A 20458-nucleotide genomic window follows, 5' to 3' on the forward strand; every position below is an offset into this window, starting at 1 on the left:
AAACTCGTCTTGCTTTCTTGAACGGTTAGTCATAATATCCGCTGCATGAAGCAATCAGGCGATTCGAAACACTCCGCGAAGAAAGCCGGCGAGGTCTGCTCGCGGGGCCGGCCGCGCGAGTTCGACACGGACACGGTATTGGCGAGCGCGAGCCAGGTGTTCTGGAATCACGGCTACCACGCCACCTCGATCGACGACCTGTGCAAAGCCACCGGCCTGCTGCGCGGCAGCCTGTACGGCGTGTTCGGCGACAAGCACGGCATCATGCTGGCCGCGCTGGATCACTACGCGGAAGGGTCGGTCGCGCGGCTCGCCGAACGGCTGAATGCACCCGTGCCACCCGAAGAGTCACTGCGCAACGCGTTGCTGCATTACGCAAGGGTTGCGTGCGCGCTGACCGGCGAGCGTAGCTGTTTCATCACCAACACCACGCTTGAAATGCAACCGGGCGACGAAGAACTGCGCACCCGCGTCGCCGCGATTCAGCGCCGCATGGCAACGCTGCTGGCGGCGTCGGTGATACGCGGCCAGGCGAGCGGCGCCTTCAACTCCAGGCTCGACGAAAAAGCCGTCGGCGATTTTCTGCTCTGCGTCATGCAAGGTCTGCGCGTACTGGGGCGGGTCGCCCACAAAGAAGATGCGCTGACCGGAATCGTGGACGTCGCCATGCGTGCGCTCGTCTAAATTTTTTGCCGAATTTTTGAACGATCAGTCATGAAAAGCGAAGCGATCAAGTCCGCTCCGGCGGCATGCGTTGGACCTCGCGGCGCCGCAGTCTCAACGGTGATCTGTCCAGGCTCTGCGGCCGCGAATCTGGCGACGGGCGTAGCAAAGGGCCTTGCAAAGGGCGTGGCAACATCGGCCGACAACACTCAGCCGCGCTTCGAACGGCAAGCGCTTGCGCTGGCGGTGCTGTTCGTCGGCGCCTTCCTTGCGCCGCTCGACTACTTCATCGTCAATCTCGCGCTGCCCTCGATCCACACCGGCCTGAACGCCACCGATGCGCAATTGCAACTCGTCGTCTCCGCCTATGCGTCGGCGTACGCGGTGCTGCTGATCACGGGCGGGCGGCTCGGCGATCTGTTCGGCCGCCGCCGCATGTTCATGACGGGCATGGCGGCGTTCGTGGTCGCCTCGGCGCTGTGCGGCTTCGCGACCAGCGGGCACATGCTGGTGATCTCGCGGATCGTGCAGGGCATCGCCGCCGCCGTCATGGCGCCGCAAGTGCTCGCCACGATTCGCGCGGTGGTGCCGCTGCATCAGCAGACCAAGGTGATGAGTCTGTATGGTTTCGTGTTCGGCTTGTCGTCGATTGTCGGCCAGTTGGGCGGCGGCGCGCTGATCACGTACCGCCCGTTCGGGCTCGACTGGCGCATCATCTTTCTGATCAACATTCCGATCGGCATCGCGGCGTTTCTCGGCACGTGGAAGTTCGTGCCGGAAAATCAGCCGGCCACGCGAACCGGCATCGACGTGAAGGGCGTGGCGCTGCTGTCCGCCGTGCTGCTGCTGGTCATTTACCCGATGACGCACGGCCGCGAAGCCGGCTGGCCGGCGTGGACCTTCGTGATGTTCGCGCTCGCCGTCCCGGCGTTCGCGCTCTTCGTGACGACCGAGCAACGCGTGGAGCGCAGCGGCGGCCATCCGCTCGTGGACCTGCAATTGTTCCGCAACCGGGCCTTCGCCCTGGGTCTCGTGCTCGCGTTCCTGTTCTACTGCAATAGCGCGTTTTTCCTGACCTACGGGATCTTCCTGCAAACCGGTTTGCACTGGACGCCGCTCGCCTCGGGCATGGCGATCATGCCGTTCGCGATCGGTTTCGTCGTCGGGCCGCTGACCTCGCCGGCGGTGGTCAAGCGCATCGGCGGCCATGTGCTCACGCTCGGTTTTTCGATGATGACGGTCGGCTTCACGGTCACGGGTTGGTCCGCCACGCAGTCAGCCACGCCGGATCTGCTGTTCTATTGCGGGCTGGTGTGCGCGGGCGTCGGTCATGGCCTGCTGCTGCCGTCGATCATGCGCATCGTGTTGCTCGAGGTCGTACCGGAGAAAGCCGGGCTTGCTTCCGGCGTGGTGTCGTCGACGCTGCAGATCGGCTCGGCATTCGGCACGGCCGCCATCAGCGGTGCGTTCTTCGGTGCAATCGGCGCTCGCGCGACGTCGGGCGACTACGCGCACGCGTTCCAGATCAGCCTCGCGATCAATGCAGTCCTGATGTTCGTGTGCATCGGCTTGAGTGTGCTGCTCGTGCGGCACCAGCGACTCGCGCTGCGCCGCCCGGCGCAGCCGGTTTGAAAATCTCGCAGCCGCAATCGTTTTCAACAAAGGTTGCCGGAGTTATTAGGCATTTTTTTAAACGAGACCGATTTTAAGCATGCCGCATTTACCGATGAGTTCGTTATTCACAGGTAATTCTGTTACGGCGGATCGGAATAAACCCTGAATGCCCGTCTGCTGGCGCGTTAGATATGACGAAAGCGCATTCGCATTTTCGACTGGCCGCGCTGGCATTTCGCGGTAAGTCTTGCGATCGTGCAGTGCGACATGAAGAGGCGGCCTGACGGTGCATTGCAGGGTTTTCCCCATTTTCACGCAGTCAGATCCGGCAGCGGAAGCCATTCCACTGCGGATGAAATCGGTATCAATAAAAAGCGCTTGCAGCTATTAATTTCGATTGTTAATCTTGCCTGACTTTTTAGAGTTTTACTTCAGCAGGTCTAAAGTCGAAAAAACCGGCGCAATGACTTAAATACCGTTCAACGGTTCCGTAGGGGGATGAATATGCTGACCGCTACCATTGACGCATTCCAGACACCGCTTACCAGCCAGTTCAACGCCGGCGACGTCGTCACGTTGAAGGAAGGCGGCTCGCGCATGACGGTAACCTACGCAGGCCCGGTGGCGCTCAATCCCGGCGATTGGCTGATTTGCGAATGGTTCGATGAACACGGCGAACTGCGCCGCGAGATGTTTTCACCCGCGAGCGTGCGCGTCGAGCCGCGCTCCATTCCTGCCGGTTCCGTCTTGTGGAACCGCATGAGCCGCGCGGCCTGAACGGCCCGCGGCATGGTCGGCCGGCGCCTTAGCCGATCAGCCCGTTTTCCGCCTCGCCACACCACGCCTGATTTACTTGCCAGAGCGATCCCGCGCGCTCTCGCGTCGTTGCACGCGCACCAGCAGCGCGGAAGAAAACGCCCGCATCCTCACGAGCTTGCGCGTCTGAGCGACCTCGCCCGCGATGTTTTTCGGCGGGTTCGGTTGCAACGACCAGAAGAGCGCGAGCAGCCAGCCGACCACGGTCCAGCCGAGACAGGCGTTGAAGAGCGCCAGCGTCAGCACGTCATGACGCTTGCGCCGGTCCGCCACTACGGCCGGCAAGAAATAGAGCGCCAGCGCCAGCACCGCGGCGATGGACTGCACGACGACGTTGCTCCCCATGAAGCGGCTCCTTCCCGATTGGCGGCCTATGCTGTGATTGTCGCGCGATTGTTTTGTTTGCGTAAGCTCGCCGCGAAGGCGTTGCGCCGCGCGTGAGATAGCTGACGCCGGCAGTTCGCAGCGATCGTTCGGCGAGCCCGATGCACCGCAAGGGGTTCAGCCAATCTCACATCGGGACTATCATGATCGTTTCGACAGAACAGATCCCCACGGACCGCCATCATGATCTCCGACGATACCCAGCAGGCTCAACGCATCAACCCCGAGACGCTACGCGAATTCGTGGACCGTAAGTGGAACGACGAGATCGTGCCGGCGTTGACGGACTACATCGCGGTACCGGCCAAGAGCCCGGCTTTCGATCCCGAGTGGGTCAAGCACGGCTATCTGGAGCGCGTGATCACCGACGCGGCGCAATGGGCCGAACAGCAGCCGGTGCGCGGCCTGAAACTCGAAATCATTCGTTTGCCGGGCCGCACGCCCGTGATCTTCTTCGAGTCGCCGGCGACGCGTTCGGGCAGCGAGGAAACCATCGTGCTGTACGGGCACCTCGACAAGCAGCCTGAGTTCGACGGCTGGCGCAACGACCTCGGACCGTGGACACCCATGCTCGAGAACGACAAGCTCTACGGCCGCGGCGGCGCCGACGACGGTTATGCGATCTACGCAAGCATCACCGCGCTCGCCGCGCTGGACGCGCAAGGTGTCGAGCGTCCGCGTTGCGTCGGTTTGATCGAAACCTGCGAGGAGTCGGGCAGCTACGATCTGCTGCCGTATGTCGATGCGCTACGCGAACGGCTCGGCAAGGTGGGTCTGGTGGTGTGCCTGGATTCGGGCGCGGGCAACTACGATCAGTTGTGGCTCACCACGTCGTTGCGCGGCCTGGTCGCCGGCGATCTCGAAGTGCAGGTGCTCGACGAAGGCATTCACTCGGGCGGCTATGGCGGCATCGCGCCGTCGAGCTTCCGCATCATGCGGCAACTGTTCGACCGTCTTGAAGATTCGGCAAACGGCACGCTGCTGCCGAAAGGTTTTCATATCGACATCCCCGCGGATCGGTTGCGTGAAGCGGAAGCCACCGCCAGGATTCTCGGCGACGACGTCTGGAAGAAGCTGCCATGGGCCTGCGGCCAGGACGGCCGCCAGGTGCTGCCCACCACCACCGATCCGAAGGAGGCGTTGCTCAATTCGACGTGGCGTCCGTCGCTCTCGGTGACCGGCGCGGCCGGCTTGCCCGCGCTCGCTGACGCCGGCAACGTGCTGCGTCCGCGCACCGCGTTCAAGCTGTCGCTGCGTCTGCCGCCGATGGTCGAAGCAGAGAAGGCCGTCGCCGAACTGAAGGCGCTGCTCGAAGTCGATCCGCCGTACAACGCCAAGGTGACCTTCAAGCCGGACGCGGGCGCGGCGAGCGGCTGGAGCGCGCCCGATCTCGCCCCGTGGCTCGCCACGGCGCTCAACGACGCGTCGCGCCAGCACTACGGCGCCGACGTCGCGTATATGGGGCAGGGCGGCACCATCCCGCTAATGAACGTACTGAAGGCAGGCTTCCCGAAGTCGCAGTTCATGGTGTGCGGCGTGCTCGGACCGAAGTCGAATGCGCACGGGCCGAACGAGTTCCTGCACGTGCCGTACGGCAAGAAGCTCACGGCCGCGGTTGCCGAGGTGATCGCCGCCGCGCCCTGAGCGTTTCCTTCAACTATCGCTTGCCCTGAATCCGTCACCTCCGGTGACTTGTGAATGACCGATAACTCGACCGCTCAACCCGTCACGCCCCGGATTCCGGCCGATCAATTGCACGCCTATGTGAGGGCGATCTGGGAGCAGGCGGGCAGCACGCCACGCGAAGCGGAACTGGTCGCCGATCATCTGGTGGCGGCGAACCTGACAGGTCACGACTCGCATGGCGTGGGGATGATTCCGCGCTATGTGGCGTCGCTCGCCGACGGCGAGCTTCAACTGAACCTGCACGCCGACGTGGTGAAAGACGCGGGGGCCGTGCTCACCGTCGAAGGCGGCAGAGGCTTCGGCCAGGTGGTGGCGTTCGAGGCCATGGAGCAGGGCATCGAGCGCGCCGGACGCCTCGGCATCTGCGCGGTCGGCTTGCGCGGCGCGCATCACATCGGGCGCATCGGTCATTGGGCCGAACAGTGCGCGTGGGCGGGGCTCGTGTCGTTCCACTTCGTCAACGTGGCGGGCGATCCGCTCGTCGCGCCGTTCGGCGGCGCGGACCGGCGCATCGGCACGAATCCGTTTTGCGCGGCTTATCCGCGGCCCGGCAAGCCGCCGCTCGTGCTCGACTTCGCGACCAGCACGGTGGCCTATGGCAAGACGCGCGTCGCCTATAACCAGGGCAAGCAGGTGCAACCGGGCGCGCTGATCGATCACGAGGGCCGCGCCACGCTCGAACCCAAAGTCATGCACGAGGCGCCGTTCGGTTCGCTGACGCCGTTCGGCGGACATAAGGGCTTCGGACTCGCGGCCATGTGCGAGATCTTCGGCGGTGCGCTGTCGGGCGGCTTCACCACGCACTCGACCACGCTCGGCACGACCAACGCGATCATCAACTGCATGCTGTCGGTGATCATCGATCCGGCCGCGTTCGACGCGCCCGACGCACAAGCCGAAGCCGACGCGTTCATCGACTGGGTGAAGGCCTCGCCGCTCGCGGCGGGCGCCGACCGTATCTATGAGCCCGGCGAACCCGAGCGCGTGACGCGCGCGCAGCGCGAGGCCGAGGGCATTCCCGTGGATGCGGCCACGTGGGCGCAGATTCTCGCCGCGGCGCTCGCCGTAGGCATGAGCGCGGAAGAAGCCGGCCGCTGGTCCGCGCGTTTGCAATAAACCACTCTGATGCAAAGGCGCGGGCGCGGCAAGCCGCCCGCGTTTCGCGTTCGATTATGCATAGCGGATACACTGTCTGTTAGCCCACCCATCACAGAAATAATCATTCCGGTGCCCACCATTTTCGATTGCATTTTCTAATCGAAGACCATTTCTTTATCCTTGCCAGTCCGGCGAGAAATTCAATCTCGGGCCGCGCGCAAATTGATCGCCGCCGCGCGCCTATTTGTGGGTCAATTTCGCCCATCTTCGGTGCGCAAGCGTTTGCGCCGATGCGACATGCCGCCGACCGTTCTCTATCCCGCAGAACGCCTGCTGGCGGGCTTTTGAAGGCGGCTTGCATTCATCTGTTGGTTACCCCGCTCCCATCCGATTCCGGTCTGCTTTAGGCTCGCATAGCAATACCAGTGTTTAACCTTAAAAGGACCGTTCAAAATGAATCTGCATAACCATCACGCCTGCCGTCCGTTCCTCGAAGCCGGCAATCTTTCGCAAATTTCGGCTTACTACGAAGAAGGCCGCAACGTCATGTGGATGATGTTGCGGGCGCAGCCGCGTCCCTGTTTCAATCTCGATCTGGTCCATGACATCCTGGAGCTCGCGCAGGCAGCACGAGAGTCGGGATTGCCGATCGATTTCTGGGTCACCGGTTCGTTGATTCCGACCATGTACAACGTCGGCGGCGATCTGGACTTCTTCGCGGACGCGATCCGCGCCGGCAAGCGTCAGGCGCTGATGTCGTATGCGCGGGCCTGTGTGGATTGCGTGCACGCGGCGTCGCGAGGATTCGACACGGGGGCGATCTCGATCGCGATGGTGGAGGGCACGGCACTCGGTGGGGGCTTCGAGGCCGCGCTCGCGCATCATTTCCTGCTCGCGCAGAGCGACGCACGCATGGGCTTCCCGGAGATCGCGTTCAATCTGTTCCCGGGCATGGGCGGTTATTCACTGGTGGCGCGCAAGGCCGGCATGCGGCTCGCGGAGGAACTGATCGGGGTCGGCGAATCGCATACGGCCGAATGGCACTACGGCAAGGGTCTGGTCGATCAGCTGTTCGAACCCGGCGAAGCCTATATGGCGACCCGCACTTTCATCGACACGCTCAAGCCGAAAATGAACGGCATCCGGGCGATGCTGCGGGCACGCCAGCGCGTGCTGCAACTCTCGCGCGCCGAGCTGATGGAAATCACCGAGGATTGGGTCGACGCCGCCTTCACGATCGAGGAGAAGGATCTCGCCTTCATGGAGCGGCTGGTGATGCTGCAGAACCGCCGTACTTCGAACCTGCGTCAGACGGCCAACGCGGCCAATTTCGCCTGAACTGACCGGAGGTCGGCCGCGGGTTCCGCCACGAGTTTGACCACGGGTTTGACCATAATAAGCCGCAAGGGGGGCGGCGCCGGAAGCTCAGGCAATCAGCCTGAGCTTCTGTCTATCCTGCAGCCAGCGTTCGAATTCAGCCGCCGGCATGGCCTGACCGTACAGGAAGCCCTGCACGTAATCCACGCCCAGGCCCTTCATGAACACTTCTTCCGACTCGGTCTCGATCCCTTCGGCGACCACCTTGAAATTCAATTCCTGCGCGACGGCCACCATGGAGCGCACCAGTGCCTGCGCTTTGGTGTCGGCGTTGATCGAGCGCACGAAGCTGCGGTCGAGCTTGATGACATCGAGCGGAATCCGGCCGAGCTGCGACAGCGACGAATAACCCGTGCCGAAATCGTCCAGATGAACCTGCGCGCCGAGCTGGCGGAATTGCTTGATCAGATCGATCGCGGCCGTTTCGTCTTCGATCAGGCAACTCTCGGTCAGTTCGAGATCGATCAGGCAGGGGTCGAGCCTGGCGTTCTGCAGCGCCTCGCTGAAATGGCGGACCACGGCCGTATCGACTAGTTGCCGCGCCGACACGTTGATCGCGATGCGCAGGTTGTAGCCGTCCGCCTTCCATTTGGCGGCCTGTTTCGCGGCCGTTTCCATGACCCAGCGGCCGAGCACGCCGATCAGCCCGGACTCTTCCGCGTAACGGATGAACTCGTTCGGCATGATCTGCCCGCGCTCCGGCGAATTCCAGCGCACCAGCGCTTCGACGCCCTGCACCACACCGGTGGCGAGCGACAGTTTCGGCTGGTAGTGCAGCGTCAGCTGACCTTCTTCGAGGCCGCGCCGCAAGTTGGTGTCGAGCCACATGTACTCGGCGACGCGGCGGTTCATTTCCGGCGAGAACACGCGGTGCGTGCGTTTGCCTTCGTCTTTGGCGACGTACATGGCCGTGTCGGCCGAACGGATCAGCGATTCGAGACTGTCGCCGTGTTCCGGATACAGCGCGATGCCGATCGAGCAGCCCGTGTAGACCTCCACGAGCCCGAGGGCGAACGGCGTGCGCATGCGTTCGAGAATGCGCTGCGCGGTGGCTTCGAGTTCATGCGCCGTGCCCTTGGCGGCGAGCACGATGAATTCGTCGCCACCGAGACGCGCGAGCGTATCGCCTTCGTTCAGACACTCGCTGATGGCCGACGAGACATCGCGGATCAAGCGGTCGCCGAAGACATGGCCGTAGTGGTCGTTGACCTTCTTGAAGTTGTCGAGGTCGAGGAACAGCACGCCGACGGCTTCGCCCGGCGCGGCGTCTTCGATGGCGGTGCGGATCTTGTCCTGGATCGCGTTGCGGTTCGCGAGGCCGGTCAGCGAGTCGGTGTTCGCCAGTTCGGTGAGGCGTTCCTGCGCGAGCCGTTCCTCGGTGATGTCGGTGCCGGAGCAGATCAGGAATTGTTCGTCGATGCCGCTGCCGCTCTGCACGAACTTATTGCGGAACAGAAACAGCCGCTCGCCATGCACTGTTTTGACGCGCCGCTCGACTTCGTACGACACGCCGCGATTGAAGAAGCCCGCGATGTTCTGGCTGGAGGCCGCGCCGTCTTCGCTGGACATGAACAATGCCCAGACGTTGCGGCCCACGATGTTCTCTTCCTTGACGCCCGTGAGTTCCTCGGCAAGACGGTTGAAGCGTTGTATTCGACCATGCCGGTCGACGATCACGACGACCGAATTCACCTCGGACACGACTTGTTCAGCAAACGAGAGGCCGTGGACGAGATCGCGGGCGACGGATTCGGTGTCGTCATAGGCCGACGCGGTGCCGGCCCAGCTGTTGCTGCTGAGCTTTTTACCGACCAGATGCAAACGCAGCGGTTCGCCGAACAGCCGCACGTCGAGGACGAGATGCGAGGTCACGCCAGTGAGGCAGCGGATTTGCGAAGCTTGCTGAGGATTCAGCGGAATGGCGACATTGGCCGGCACGTCGCCAGTTACGGGCGTGAGTTCGAGCGCGTTGCTGTCGTTCGACAGACGCCAGCATGGGCTGCTTGTGCCGAACTGGGCAAATAGCACCTGCTCGTGTTGGTCGTCGTTCATGAGATCCCCGGGCGGTGTGTGCCGGTGGCCGCCTTGCAGGCGGGGTCGGCAAACAGTCTTCATCATACTTAAGACTGTCCCCATTGTAGCGAAGCGATTGGAATTAAGGCTTATAAAGATTAACGGTTAGTAAGCCTTGCGCCTTTAGCTTTTTCTACGTCCTTTTTTACATGCTCTTTTTCGGCCATACGCAGGTAATTTACGGCAATCCGCGCGCATTTTTAAAGCTAGAACCGCCGCGCCAGCCACGCGCGAGCCTTCTCTCTTTCGACGGGAACCGTTTCCAGCGACGCGTCGAACCAGAAAGTGCCTGCCACGAGCGTGGCCGCCACGACGCCGTCGCGATACAGAATCCGGTTTCCCGCTACCGCGGGCACACGTTCGCCGACCAGCAAAGTGCCCGCGAGATTCAACGGATCGGTCCCGGCGACACAGACAAAAGCACCGTCGTTCGCATGCCGCCGAACTTCTCGCAGCACGGGAATCGCTTCTGGCAACGCAAATTGTTCGCCGGCGAGGCCATTCACAAAGCGTCCGCCGCGAATCACGCCACGCGCTTCGAGCCGCTGAAAAACGCGTAACAAGTCGCGCCACGGCGGCAGCCACTCGGCTTCGCGTTCGAGCAGACGCCAGAACACCACGCCATAACGGCGCAAGAGCGTCATGGCGACATGTTCGAGCACTTCAGGCGGCAATTGCCGGCGGCGCTCCGGCACATTCTCTGCCGCAGCAGCGGAGGGGCGGTTGACCAACGCCCAGCGTCCGGCGTCGTCCATGCCGCCGATCAGCGCGCTGGAGCGCGCGCGCCGGTTGCTGGAAAACGCGTTGCGTTTGGCGACCGGTTTCAGCAAGGCGCGCAAGCCCGCGAAACTGTCGGAGTTCACGAGCCCCGCCGCCACCAGTTCTCCCAGCGCGCTTTCCAATTCCATACGCAATACGCGAACTTCGGCGAGCAATTCGTCGAAGAACATCGCGCCGTGTTGCACGAGCGTGTCATACACGCTTTGCGCGCGCGCCGACAACTCCGGTTGTTTCGATGGATCGAGCAACGCGCTCCATACGCGCACTTGCACGCGCGGCAGCAGCACGATCGGTGTACTGCGGATTGGCCCGGCGGCGCCGCGCGCGCGTTCCGTCAGGCGCGTCCAGACTATCTTGCCGGCCCGGCATAGTTCGTCGAGCGAAGTATTCGCGTAGGCCTTCACGCGCGCGGGCAAAATGTCTTCCTCCCAGGCGGCCGCCGCGGCCTGGAAGCCTTCGAGCTGTTCGAGGACCGCGGCCAGCGCGTCGCGCCCCTCGCTGCGCGTGTCCGGCGTCAGATGCTGCCACTCGAACAGAAAGCGCATGAAGTCGTGCCGTTCCACCGGCTCAATTTCGCGCCGCAAGCGTTTCACGGTGTAACGGTGGATCCGCGCGAGCAGATGCCGTTCGCACCATTCTTCTTCGGCGGCTTGCGGCGTGAAGCGGCCGCGCATCACGTAGCCTTCGGCTTCGAGGCGCGTCAGACTCTGTTCGACCGATGCGGCCGGCAACTTCAGCGCTTCGGCAATCGCGCCGACAGGCAGCGGGCCGAAGCCGGTCAGACGCGCACGGAGCACGTCGATCAGGGCGTCGTCGGCGTTCCATGTTTCTGTGTAGCCTTTCGGCGCGGCGAGCGGCGGCGCGAATTCAGCGTGCGGATAGAGCGCCTGAAAACAGGTGACGCGTTCGACCGGCAGCCACAGGGCGCAATCGTGGGCGAGCTGCAAGCGGGTGGCGCGCCCGGATTCGGCCAACGATGCGAGCCAGGCCGGCCAGCCCTCGTTGCGGCGCGCTTCGGTCTCGGTGACGCACGCAAGTCCGGTCAACGCTTCATGCATTTCATCGGCGTTGCGCGCCTGCGGCCACGCCTCGTCGCGCACGCTTTCGATCGCCTCCGCGTCGAGCGCGCCGAGATCGTCGGCACTCGACGGGTCGGTCCAGCGGCGGTTCAGCACGGCTTGTGTGCGGCGCTCCTCGATCGGCGCGTCGTCGAGATAGGCGTACGGTTTCGCGTTGAGGATTTCGGCGGCGAGCGGCGAGGGCGCCGGCAAATCGCGCGCGACCAGTTGCACGTCGCCCTGTTCGATACGGCGCAGCAGCGCGAGCCAGCGTTCGCTGTCCATCGCTTCGTGCAAACAGTCGTCGACGGTTTGGTCCACTAACGGATGGTGCGGCAGTTCCCGTTCGCCGACCACGTTCTCAAGACACGCGGCCTGTTCGGGAAACACGTTCGCCAGCAGATCCTCGCTGCGCATGCGCTGCAATTGCGGCGCGGTCTTGCGCCCGCCGGTGTATCGCGGCAGGCCGAGCGCGGTAGTCGCGTTCCAGCGCCAGCGCACGCCGAACAGCGGCGCATCGAGCAGCGCCTGAATCAGCAGATGCTCGGCGCTGTTCGAATGCAGATAACGCCACACTTCGTCGAGCACGAAGGAATGGCTGCCGGTCAGCGACAGCACGATCGCGTCTTCGGTGGCGGCGGCTTGCAGCTCGAAGTTGAAGGTGCGGCAAAACCGTTTGCGCAGCGCGAGGCCCCACGCGCGGTTGACCCGGCTGCCGAACGGCGCGTGGATCACGAGCTGCGTGCCGCCGGATTCATCGAAGAAGCGCTCCATGACCAGCGTATTCTGCGTGGGCAGCACGCTGAGCGCGACGCGCGCGCGGGCGAGGTAGTCGACGATCTGGCGCGCGGCGGCTTCGTCGAGTTGCAGGTTGTCGACCAGCCAGTCAATCGCGTGGTCGATGCGGGCGGGCAGCGTTTCGGCTGCGGCGCCGCTTTCGTCCGCCGCCTTGTTATCGTCGAGAAGACGCTCGATCTGTTCGCGCAAACGCGCGACGCCGAACGACAACTCGTCGCTGCGCCCCGGCGCTTCGCCGAGCCAGAACGGAATATTCGGCGGCTGTCCTTGTGCGTCCTCGACCCGCACGCGCCCGCTTTCGATCCGCAGTATCCGGTACGACGCATTGCCGAGTTGAAACACGTCGCCGGCCAGACTTTCGACGGCGAAATCCTCGTTGACCGTGCCGATATTGATCGCCTGCGGTTCGAGCACGACGGCGTAGTCGGCGTTCTCGGGAATCGTGCCGCCCGACGTGACCGCGACCAGCTTGCCGCCGCGCCGGCCGCGCAGCGTGCCGCTCACCACGTCGCGATGAACGTAAGCGGCGCGCGGACCGTTGCGGCTCGTGTAGCCTTCGGCGAGCATGCGCAGCACGGCGTCGTACTGCTCACGCGTCAGGTCCGCGTATGGGGCGGCGCGCCGCATGAGTTCGAACAACGCGTCTTCGTTCCACTCGGCGCTCGATACTTCCGCGACGATCTGCTGGGCCAGCACATCGAGCGGCGCGCGCGGAATGCGCAGCGCGTCGAGTTCGCCGCGCCGCACGCAATCGAGCAGCGCGGCGCATTCGATCAGATCGTCGCGCGAATTCGGAAACAGCCTGCCTTTCGGCATGCCGCCGACGTGGTGGCCCGAGCGTCCGACCCGTTGCAGAAACGGTGCGATCGCGCGGGGCGAACCCATCTGGCAGACCAGATCGACGTCGCCGATATCGATGCCGAGTTCCAGCGAAGCCGTGGCGATCAGCACGCGCAGTTCGCCGCGTTTCAGGCGCTGTTCGGCATCGAAACGATGTTCTTTCGCGAGGCTGCCGTGATGCGCGGCGACCACGTCTTTGCCCAGCCGTTCGGTGAGATGACGCGCGGCACGCTCGGCCATGCGGCGTGTGTTGACGAAAATCAGCGTGGTGCGATGCATCGCCACCAGTTCGGCGAGACGATCGTAGACGCGCTCCCACACTTCGTTGGGCATGACCGCTTCGAGCGGCACGGGCGGAATCTCGAGCGCCAGATCGCGTTCGCGAATATGACCCACGTCGACGATCGCGCAATCGGCGGGAATGCCGCTGTCGATGCCGCCGCCGCCCACCAGAAAGCGCGCGACCGCGCTTACCGGCTTTTGCGTCGCCGACAACCCGATCCGCGGCAAGCGCCGCTGGCACAGCGCGTCGAGCCGCTCCAGGCTAAGCGCCAGATGGCTGCCACGCTTGCCGCCGGCGAGCGCGTGAATTTCATCGACGATTACCGTGCGCACGGTCGAGAGCATGCGGCGGCCGGAGTCCGAACCGAGCAGCACGTAAAGCGATTCCGGCGTGGTGACGAGAATATGCGGCGCGCGCTTTTTCAACGCGTTGCGTTCCTGCTGCGTGGTATCGCCGGTCCGCACGGCGGTGCGGATATCCAGCGGCGGCAAGCCGCGCGCATCGAGTTCCGCGGCGATGCCTTGCAACGGCATTCGCAGATTGAGGCGGATGTCGTTGGAGAGCGCCTTCAGCGGCGACACGTAGACCACCAACGTCTCGTCCGGCAATGCGCCGCCGTTGGCGAGGCCTTGCTGGACCAGATCGTCGAGCGCGGACAGGAAAGCGGTGAGCGTCTTGCCCGAACCCGTTGGCGCAGCCACCAGCGTCGAGCGGCCCCGACGAATCTGCGGCCACGCGGCGGCCTGGGCGTCGGTCGGCGCGGGGAAGGTGTTGAGGAACCAGCTCGCGACCGCGGGATGGAAATCGGCGAGCGCGCCGGCCGTCGAGTGCCCGATGGCCGGCGTCGCGACGGATGTGGCGGCGGGCGCCGCGCCCAAGGCAGCAGTAGTGGTGGAAGCCGAAGTCATGCTTGCATAGTTGGGGGCGAGGCGTGCCATATCCAGAGGGCGGCGAAAGCGGCCGGTTGCAAGGTTCAGGAATCAGTCTGGCAGGTTTACTCCGCTTTTGCCGAAGGCTTCATGTCGGCAGTTATGTCGCTATCGAAAGCCGCGTTGCGGGAATTTTTGCCGCGCGACGCAGGCTTGGGTCTCACGCTGCCGGATTCTGCCGATTGCAGTACTCTCTACGCCTCACCCATCCACGAACCACGTTGGAGTCTCGACGATGCGATACAACCAGTTGGGCCGTACCGGTGTGTTTGTTTCAGAACTATGTTTGGGCACGATGACCTTCGGCGGCGGCGGGGGCATCTGGAAGCAGATCGGCGATCTGCAGCAGGCTGACGCGGAGCGGCTGGTCGGCCGGGCGCTCGACGCGGGCATCAATTTCATCGACACAGCCGACGTCTACTCGGAGGGCCTGTCCGAACAGATCACGGGCCAGGCGCTGAAAAACCTCAAGGTGCCGCGCGACAAAGTCGTGGTGGCCACCAAGGTCTTCGGCCAGACGGGCGAGTTTCCCAATGCGCGCGGCGCCTCGCGTTATCACATCATCGACGGTGTGAAGGCGAGTTTGAAGCGTCTGCAACTCGATCACGTCGACCTGTATCAGATCCACGGCTTCGATCCTGCCACGCCCATCGAGGAAACCATGCGCGCGCTCGATACGCTGGTGCAGCACGGCCATGTGCGCTACGTGGGCGTGTCGAACTGGGCCGCGTGGCAGATCGTGAAAGCGCTCGGCATTTCCGAGCGCCTCGGGCTCGCGCGCTTCGAAACGCTGCAGGCGTATTACACGCTGGCGGGCCGCGACCTCGAACGGGAACTCGCGCCGATGCTGCACAGCGAAGGCCTCGGCCTGATGGTGTGGAGTCCGCTCGCGGGCGGCTTGCTGAGCGGCAAATATGGACGCGAGCAGCAGGGCGAGGCGGGCAGCCGCCGCACGACGTTCGATTTTCCGCCCGTCGATCGCGATCGCGCGTATGACTGCATCGACGTGATGCGCGGCATCGCCGAAACGAAGCAGGTGTCGGTCGCGCAGATCGCGCTCGCGTGGCTGCTGCATCAGCGGGTGGTGACCACGGTGATCGTCGGCGCGAAGAAGGTCGAACAACTCGAGGACAATATCGCCGCAACCGCCGTCTCGTTCACCGCGGACGAGCTTGCGAAGCTCGATCAGGTCAGCACGCTGCCCGCGGAATATCCTGGCTGGATGCTGGAGCGGCAAGGCGAGCCGCGCCGCAAGCAGCTTGAAGAGGCGCGGCATCGGGCGGCGTAGCGGCAGCGATTGGCGAAAGCGGACGCAGCCGACCGGCTACACCGCTTCAGTTACCCCACGCATCTCGCGATGCCGCCGGTCATTCCGCGGCCGCCTGCGCCGTATAAGCCGCGGCGGCATCGATCGTGCGAGCCGAGTACACCATCGCGGCCCCGGCATTGACGGCGATCGCCACGCCCAGCGCTTCGGCGATTTCCTCGCGCGTCGCGCCGTGCTTGAGCGCTTCGGCGGTGTGCACGGTAATACAGCCGTCACAGCGCAGGCTGACCGCCACGGCGAGCGCGATCAGTTCGCGCGTCTTGGCGCCGAGCAGGTCCTTCTTCTGACCGGCGCTCGAGAGCGCCTGATAGCCCCTGACGGTATCCGGCGACAGCTTGGCGATCTCGCCGATACGGCCGAACAGTTCTTGACGGTAATCGATCCAGTTCAACATGGCAGTGCTCCTTGGTCTGATGCGCGTCGGCGGGTGCCGGCGTCGTGAGACAAGTATTGCGCCGCGCCGCGATATCCTGAATACTCGATTCGCTCAACTTTTAGCGCGTTCGTCTCATGGATACGCTCAGCCGACTGATCGACCTCGCCCGGCCTCAGGCCAGTCTAGACCTGCGTTGCCTGCTCTCGGGCGCCTTCGACATCGATCATGGCCCGCTGGAAGCGGGCATTGCGCCGTTTCATCTGGTGCTGGACGGCGCATGCGTCGTCGAAACCGCCGACGGCGCGCAGCGCGAGTTGCGCACGGGCGACTTCATGCTGTTTCCGCGCGGCGCAGCGCATCGTGTGCGCGACGTGCAGCGCTCGGCCGCTACGGCACCTTTGACGCAAAGCCATGACGGCATGCTGCCGTTGCGACGCAACGACGGCAAGGACGGCGACGACAGGGCGCGCAGCCCCGCCGACCTCGATCTTCTTTGCGGCCGCTTCGTCTATTCGCCGGGTTCGTCGGCCTTGCTGCTTAACGCGCTGCCCGACCCGTTCCGTGTCTCGCTGAGCGGCATCGAAACGCTGGGCTCGCTGCAAACGGTGATCGCGCTGATGCGCAGCGAGGCCGAACGGCGCCAGGCTGGCGCGCTCGCCATCGTCACCGCCTTGAGCCACGCGCTGCTCGCCATCGCGCTGAGGGTGCACGGCGAGCAGAACGCGTCGGCTTCTGGCGTGCTCGCGCTGCTTGCCGACGCGCGCCTCGGCGCTTCCGTGCAGGCCATGCTGAGCGCGCCCGAACGGGCATGGACCATCGCCGAACTCGGCGATCTCGCCGCGATGTCGCGCGCCACTTACGCACGCCATTTCAACGAGCGCGCCGGCATGACGGTGATGGACTTTCTCACGCAGATCCGCATGACCATCGCGTGCGATCTGCTGCGCCGCACGCAGCGCAGCGCGGCCGAGATCGGCGAGGCGGTGGGCTATCAATCGGAAGCCGCCTTCGGCAAGGCGTTCCAGCAAAGTGTCGGCGTGCCGCCGGGACGCTACCGGCGTCGTCCGCAAGAGAACGATGGGGCGGAAAACTAACTAAGGCTTGCCTGGTTTGCCGAACCAGCGATGCTCGATCCACGACATCAGGAAGGCCACCAGCAACGCGCAGATCGTGCCGAGCGTCACTTCGCCGAGGCGCATGAGGGCTTTGTCCCACGCGGGACCCATGCCCGGCACCAGCAACATGATCGTCGCCGTGATGCCGCCCAGACGCGCCGCACTGCCGACGTTCAGGATCCAGCACAGGGCGATCGCCACGCCCACGGTGGCCGCATAGGCCGCGAAATAGCCGGCGCCGAACGTGGCGCCCAGCAGTCCGCACAAGCCGCCGACCATCGCGCCGATGAATTGATCGCGCGACAGGTTGCGGGTGTCGACATAGCTGTGCTGGCTGACCGCGATCGCGGTGATGGCGGCCCAGAAGCTCTGCTCGGTATGCAGCAGACGGCCGATGGCGACCGCGAGGCTCGCGCCGGCGACCGCCTGCACGGCCATGAAGCTGCCTTCGATCAGGCGCTCGCCGAGCGGCAACGACTTGAGAAAGGCAAACAGCGAGTTGGCGGCGCTCGTCCGTGCCGCGCGTCGGGAGTCGTCGGGTGGGGTCATCGAATGGGAGAAGCCTTGTTGCAGCATGAAGGTCCCGTATTCTAGCGACTCCAATTAACGGTCGAGCTAACCTTCACCACTGCGTAACCGGCGATACCAGCTCATCAACGGTGTCGCCGAAACGCCGTGAATCACCACCGATGCCGCGACCACCGCCAGCGTGAGTGGCACGAGCGGGGCGACGTCCGAGGCGGCGCGATTTTCGAGCGCGTACGCCAGGTAGTAAAACGAACCGATGCCGCGAATGCCGAACCAGCTCATCAAACGGCGCTGCGTCGGCGTCGCGCTCGACCCGAGCAGCGACAACTCCACCGATGCCGGCCTCACGAGCACGAACAACGCCGCGGTCAGCGCGACGGTCTGCCAGGTGAAGAGCGGTGTTTGTATCGTGGCGAGCACGTTGCCGACCATTGCCATGACGGCAACCTCGGCGATGCGTTCGAGTTCGATCGTGAAGCCGAGCACCGACTCCGTCATATACGCGTGCGCTTTGCTTGGATTGGCCGCGGTCGCTTCGACGTTCTCGGAATCGACCGTGCCGATGGTTTCGCGAGGCGACTGGCCGCCGCTCGCGCGGTGTTCGACACGGCGCATCGCGACGCCGGCCGCGAAAACGGCCAGAAAACCGTACGTATGCGCAAGCTGCGCGGCGCCGAAGGACAGCACGATCAAACCCAGCGCGAAAAAACCCTCGAGTCCGAGTGCCTGCGCGTGGCGGGTGCGCAGCCATGTCACCGCGTGGGTGGTGGCCCAGCCGAGCGCCCCGCCGATCGCGATTCCGCCCGCCACGCCCCACACGATGCTGACCGCGAGCGCCAAGTTCAACAGATCGCCCGCTTCGGCGGCGGGTGCCGCGCATAGCGCGAGGCCAAGCATCGCGAAGGGCAGCGCGATGCCGTCGTTCAGTCCGCCTTCGCCGGAGAGCGCAAAGCGCAGCAGGTCGTGGTCGCCGGGGTTGTGCACCTGCACGTCGTGCGCCAATACCGGATCGGTCGGCGCGAGGATCGCGGCCAGCAGCAAGGCCGGCCCCCAGCCGAGATGCAGGACGTACACGCCGAACAGCATCAGTAGCGGAATGGTCGCGAGCATCGCAAGAAAGCCGAGACGCAGCGGCACGGTCCAGAGTTTTTCGAGCACGTCGAGCCGAAGCCGCAGGCCGATGGCGAACAGCGAGACGAGCAGAGCGACTTCGGTGACGATGCGCAGCAGATGCGCGTCGGCGATCATATCGAGGCGCAACAGGCCGACACCGGGCGGCCCGAGAAAGTAGCCGATCGCGAGATAAAACATGGCGGCGCTCACAGGCAGCCGCCGCAGTGTCGTTGCCGCCAGGCCCATGAAGACGAGCACGGCGCCAACGATGAGAAACCACAAAGTTTCGTGCATGAACATCCGGTGAGGGCCTGCCTGCGCGTGCCGCATGCGTGGCCGGTTAAAGAAAGGTGCGCCCGGACGCGTCGGTCACTGACGCGTCACTTCAAGGCGCGCGTCCGAATGCTTCGCGCAGCTTGCGCTTGGCCTGCTGCAAGGTGTCGCGGCGGGCTTTCGGCAGATTCCTGCCGGCACGATTGATATAGAAGTTCAGCATCGACATGGCCGACTGGAACGGTGTGCCTTTGCGGCGGCGGCTTGTCGTGGACGACCGTTTGAGCGATTGCGCGATCGACTCCGCGCTGCCGGTCTTGAACACATCGTGCTCGATATCCATCGCGTCACTGGTTTCCATCACGTGATGCGACCACTTCTGCGGGCTTTTGGCGCTATGTGCCGCGTGAGCCTGGGCATGCCGCTGGCGCGGCGGCCGGCCCGACTTGCCGCGCGAGACTGGGCGTTTGGACTTGCTGGTGGATTTTTTTCGGGTGGCCATGCTGCCGCCTCCTTATCGGGTGGTGCGCGCGCTGATCGCGCTTATTGTGCGCTCAAAGTGAAACGCGCCGGCTGCCGCGATGGCGGCATGCCGGCGCATCGGTGCCGGCACGCGTGGCGGCTTATGGCCACGCGCGCCCGCAGTGACCACGCGTTATAGCTTCAGGCCGCCAGCCTCGGGCGCGTCTGACGACGCGGGCGGAACGTCGCCCACGCCGTAGTCTTCGCGACGCAGATTCGAGTCGCGGCCCCAATAGGGTTCGCTGCCGTAGTACTGGTGCACGGACGTGGCCCACGTCTGGTCCGCCATGGATGGCCAATGATCTTTGTCGAAGCCCGGTGCGTTCTTCACGCGTTCCGCGGTCATGTTCAGCACGAAGCACTTGCGGCCCGTATCGAGCGTCAGTGCATGCCATGGAATGGCGAGCAGCTTGTCACCGATGCCGAGAAAGCCGCCGCTCGAGAGCACGGCATACGCGACGCGGCCCGAGCCGACGTCGAGCATGATGTCCTTGATCTTGCCGATGTCCTCGCCGTCGCTGCTGAGCACCTTGTTGCCGTCGAGCGTGGCGGCCGCCATCACGTCCGGGCCGGGGCCGTCCGCGGTCGCGCTGCCCTTGCCGACGATCCGGGCGCCCTGATCCTGGCGCATGCCGGCTTGCGTTTGTGTCTGGTTCACCATGATGAGCCTCCTCTACAGGTTGGGTGTGTGAAGCGTTGAGCAACCGGCGTTCCTTCATGAGCCGCAAGGCATGCGCGCGATACGGCTGCGGGTGATCCATGCATCGCGGGTGCGTGCCTTTTGCGCGAAGCGCGTGCGCAGAGT

At 64.4% G+C, this 20458-nt stretch carries 16 protein-coding genes; 8 read left to right on the forward strand and 8 right to left on the reverse strand.

Annotation, left to right across the window (positions count from 1 at the left end):
• The first annotated feature begins 45 nt into the window (after positions 1 to 45).
• The 3 genes from B0G75_RS18360 to B0G75_RS18370 all read left to right on the forward strand — a co-directional run bounded on the left by B0G75_RS18360 (position 46) and on the right by B0G75_RS18370 (position 3054).
• The gene (locus B0G75_RS18360; RefSeq protein WP_106308351.1) at positions 46 to 684 is read left to right on the forward strand and encodes a TetR/AcrR family transcriptional regulator; all 639 of its coding nucleotides are present in this window, start codon (positions 46 to 48) and stop codon (positions 682 to 684) included.
• Positions 685 to 714: 30 nt separating this feature from the next.
• Entirely contained in the window at positions 715 to 2295 is a 1581-nt protein-coding gene (locus B0G75_RS18365; protein ID WP_106308354.1) for an MFS transporter, read from the forward strand.
• Between the two features lie 486 nt (positions 2296 to 2781).
• Positions 2782 to 3054 (forward strand): YodC family protein, encoded by a 273-nt coding sequence (locus B0G75_RS18370; protein WP_106309118.1) that lies wholly within the window; start codon positions 2782 to 2784, stop codon positions 3052 to 3054.
• A 72-nt stretch (positions 3055 to 3126) separates the two neighbouring features.
• On the opposite strand, the gene B0G75_RS18375 is transcribed toward B0G75_RS18370, so the two are convergent.
• Positions 3127 to 3438 (reverse strand): superinfection immunity protein, encoded by a 312-nt coding sequence (locus B0G75_RS18375; RefSeq protein ID WP_106308357.1) that lies wholly within the window; start codon positions 3436 to 3438, stop codon positions 3127 to 3129.
• Positions 3439 to 3660: 222 nt separating this feature from the next.
• Between B0G75_RS18375 and B0G75_RS18380 the strand changes: the two genes are divergently transcribed.
• From B0G75_RS18380 to B0G75_RS18390, 3 genes are all read left to right on the forward strand, one after another.
• Positions 3661 to 5121 carry a M20 family metallopeptidase gene (locus tag B0G75_RS18380; protein ID WP_106308360.1) on the forward strand — a complete coding sequence of 487 codons (1461 nt, stop codon included), beginning with the start codon at positions 3661 to 3663 and terminating at the stop codon, positions 5119 to 5121.
• A gap of 54 nt (positions 5122 to 5175) precedes the next feature.
• Positions 5176 to 6279, forward strand: a complete 1104-nt coding sequence (locus B0G75_RS18385) for a malate/lactate/ureidoglycolate dehydrogenase (protein ID WP_106308363.1) — start codon at positions 5176 to 5178, stop codon at positions 6277 to 6279.
• A 435-nt stretch (positions 6280 to 6714) separates the two neighbouring features.
• Positions 6715 to 7599 carry a crotonase/enoyl-CoA hydratase family protein gene (locus B0G75_RS18390; protein WP_106308366.1) on the forward strand — a complete coding sequence of 295 codons (885 nt, stop codon included), beginning with the start codon at positions 6715 to 6717 and terminating at the stop codon, positions 7597 to 7599.
• 87 nt (positions 7600 to 7686) lie between these two features.
• Here the strand turns inward: B0G75_RS18390 and pdeR are convergent, their stop codons facing one another.
• On the reverse strand, positions 7687 to 9690 hold the full coding sequence (gene pdeR, locus B0G75_RS18395) for a cyclic di-GMP phosphodiesterase (RefSeq protein WP_106308369.1): 2004 nt from the start codon (positions 9688 to 9690) through the stop codon (positions 7687 to 7689).
• A 227-nt stretch (positions 9691 to 9917) separates the two neighbouring features.
• Positions 9918 to 14378, reverse strand: coding sequence for a DEAD/DEAH box helicase (locus B0G75_RS18400; protein ID WP_258194552.1), 4461 nt, complete (start codon positions 14376 to 14378; stop codon positions 9918 to 9920).
• Positions 14379 to 14634: 256 nt separating this feature from the next.
• Here B0G75_RS18400 and B0G75_RS18405 point away from each other — a divergent pair, with 256 nt between their 5' ends.
• Positions 14635 to 15687 (forward strand): aldo/keto reductase, encoded by a 1053-nt coding sequence (locus tag B0G75_RS18405; protein WP_106308375.1) that lies wholly within the window; start codon positions 14635 to 14637, stop codon positions 15685 to 15687.
• Positions 15688 to 15766: 79 nt separating this feature from the next.
• Here B0G75_RS18405 and B0G75_RS18410 read toward each other — a convergent pair whose 3' ends face one another.
• Entirely contained in the window at positions 15767 to 16120 is a 354-nt protein-coding gene (locus tag B0G75_RS18410; protein WP_106308378.1) for a carboxymuconolactone decarboxylase family protein, read from the reverse strand.
• A 116-nt stretch (positions 16121 to 16236) separates the two neighbouring features.
• On the opposite strand from B0G75_RS18410, the gene B0G75_RS18415 reads away from it, so the two are divergent.
• Entirely contained in the window at positions 16237 to 17196 is a 960-nt protein-coding gene (locus B0G75_RS18415; RefSeq protein ID WP_106308381.1) for an AraC family transcriptional regulator, read from the forward strand.
• On the opposite strand, the gene B0G75_RS18420 is transcribed toward B0G75_RS18415, so the two are convergent.
• The 4 genes from B0G75_RS18420 to B0G75_RS18435 form a co-directional block, all read right to left on the reverse strand.
• A complete protein-coding gene (locus B0G75_RS18420; protein WP_106309121.1) occupies positions 17197 to 17766 on the reverse strand; it encodes an aromatic acid exporter family protein in 570 nt (189 codons plus the stop codon).
• 66 nt (positions 17767 to 17832) lie between these two features.
• On the reverse strand, positions 17833 to 19152 hold the full coding sequence (locus B0G75_RS18425) for a sodium:proton antiporter (protein ID WP_106309124.1): 1320 nt from the start codon (positions 19150 to 19152) through the stop codon (positions 17833 to 17835).
• Positions 19153 to 19243: 91 nt separating this feature from the next.
• On the reverse strand, positions 19244 to 19633 hold the full coding sequence (locus tag B0G75_RS18430) for a DUF3175 domain-containing protein (protein WP_106308384.1): 390 nt from the start codon (positions 19631 to 19633) through the stop codon (positions 19244 to 19246).
• Between the two features lie 153 nt (positions 19634 to 19786).
• Positions 19787 to 20314: a PRC-barrel domain-containing protein gene (locus B0G75_RS18435; protein WP_106308387.1), complete on the reverse strand. Its 528-nt coding sequence runs from the start codon at positions 20312 to 20314 to the stop codon at positions 19787 to 19789.
• Positions 20315 to 20458 lie beyond the last annotated feature (144 nt).

This window comes from Paraburkholderia sp. BL18I3N2 (genome assembly GCF_003001875.1).
Taxonomy (GTDB): Bacteria; Pseudomonadota; Gammaproteobacteria; order Burkholderiales; family Burkholderiaceae; genus Paraburkholderia; species Paraburkholderia phytofirmans.

Excerpts from the sequence above, each read along its gene's own strand:
- B0G75_RS18400 (WP_258194552.1), bottom strand. The coding sequence starts at position 14,378 with ATGACTTCGGCTTCCACCACTACTGCTGCCTTGGGCGCGGCGCCCGCC.
- B0G75_RS18425 (WP_106309124.1), bottom strand. The coding sequence starts at position 19,152 with ATGCACGAAACTTTGTGGTTTCTCATCGTTGGCGCCGTGCTCGTCTTC.
- B0G75_RS18405 (WP_106308375.1), top strand. The coding sequence starts at position 14,635 with ATGCGATACAACCAGTTGGGCCGTACCGGTGTGTTTGTTTCAGAACTA.
- B0G75_RS18375 (WP_106308357.1), bottom strand. The coding sequence starts at position 3,438 with ATGGGGAGCAACGTCGTCGTGCAGTCCATCGCCGCGGTGCTGGCGCTG.
- B0G75_RS18380 (WP_106308360.1), top strand. The coding sequence starts at position 3,661 with ATGATCTCCGACGATACCCAGCAGGCTCAACGCATCAACCCCGAGACG.
- B0G75_RS18430 (WP_106308384.1), bottom strand. The coding sequence starts at position 19,633 with ATGGCCACCCGAAAAAAATCCACCAGCAAGTCCAAACGCCCAGTCTCG.
- B0G75_RS18415 (WP_106308381.1), top strand. The coding sequence starts at position 16,237 with ATGGATACGCTCAGCCGACTGATCGACCTCGCCCGGCCTCAGGCCAGT.
- B0G75_RS18370 (WP_106309118.1), top strand. The coding sequence starts at position 2,782 with ATGCTGACCGCTACCATTGACGCATTCCAGACACCGCTTACCAGCCAG.
- pdeR (WP_106308369.1), bottom strand. The coding sequence starts at position 9,690 with ATGAACGACGACCAACACGAGCAGGTGCTATTTGCCCAGTTCGGCACA.
- B0G75_RS18365 (WP_106308354.1), top strand. The coding sequence starts at position 715 with ATGAAAAGCGAAGCGATCAAGTCCGCTCCGGCGGCATGCGTTGGACCT.
- B0G75_RS18420 (WP_106309121.1), bottom strand. The coding sequence starts at position 17,766 with ATGACCCCACCCGACGACTCCCGACGCGCGGCACGGACGAGCGCCGCC.
- B0G75_RS18410 (WP_106308378.1), bottom strand. The coding sequence starts at position 16,120 with ATGTTGAACTGGATCGATTACCGTCAAGAACTGTTCGGCCGTATCGGC.
- B0G75_RS18390 (WP_106308366.1), top strand. The coding sequence starts at position 6,715 with ATGAATCTGCATAACCATCACGCCTGCCGTCCGTTCCTCGAAGCCGGC.
- B0G75_RS18435 (WP_106308387.1), bottom strand. The coding sequence starts at position 20,314 with ATGGTGAACCAGACACAAACGCAAGCCGGCATGCGCCAGGATCAGGGC.
- B0G75_RS18360 (WP_106308351.1), top strand. The coding sequence starts at position 46 with ATGAAGCAATCAGGCGATTCGAAACACTCCGCGAAGAAAGCCGGCGAG.
- B0G75_RS18385 (WP_106308363.1), top strand. The coding sequence starts at position 5,176 with ATGACCGATAACTCGACCGCTCAACCCGTCACGCCCCGGATTCCGGCC.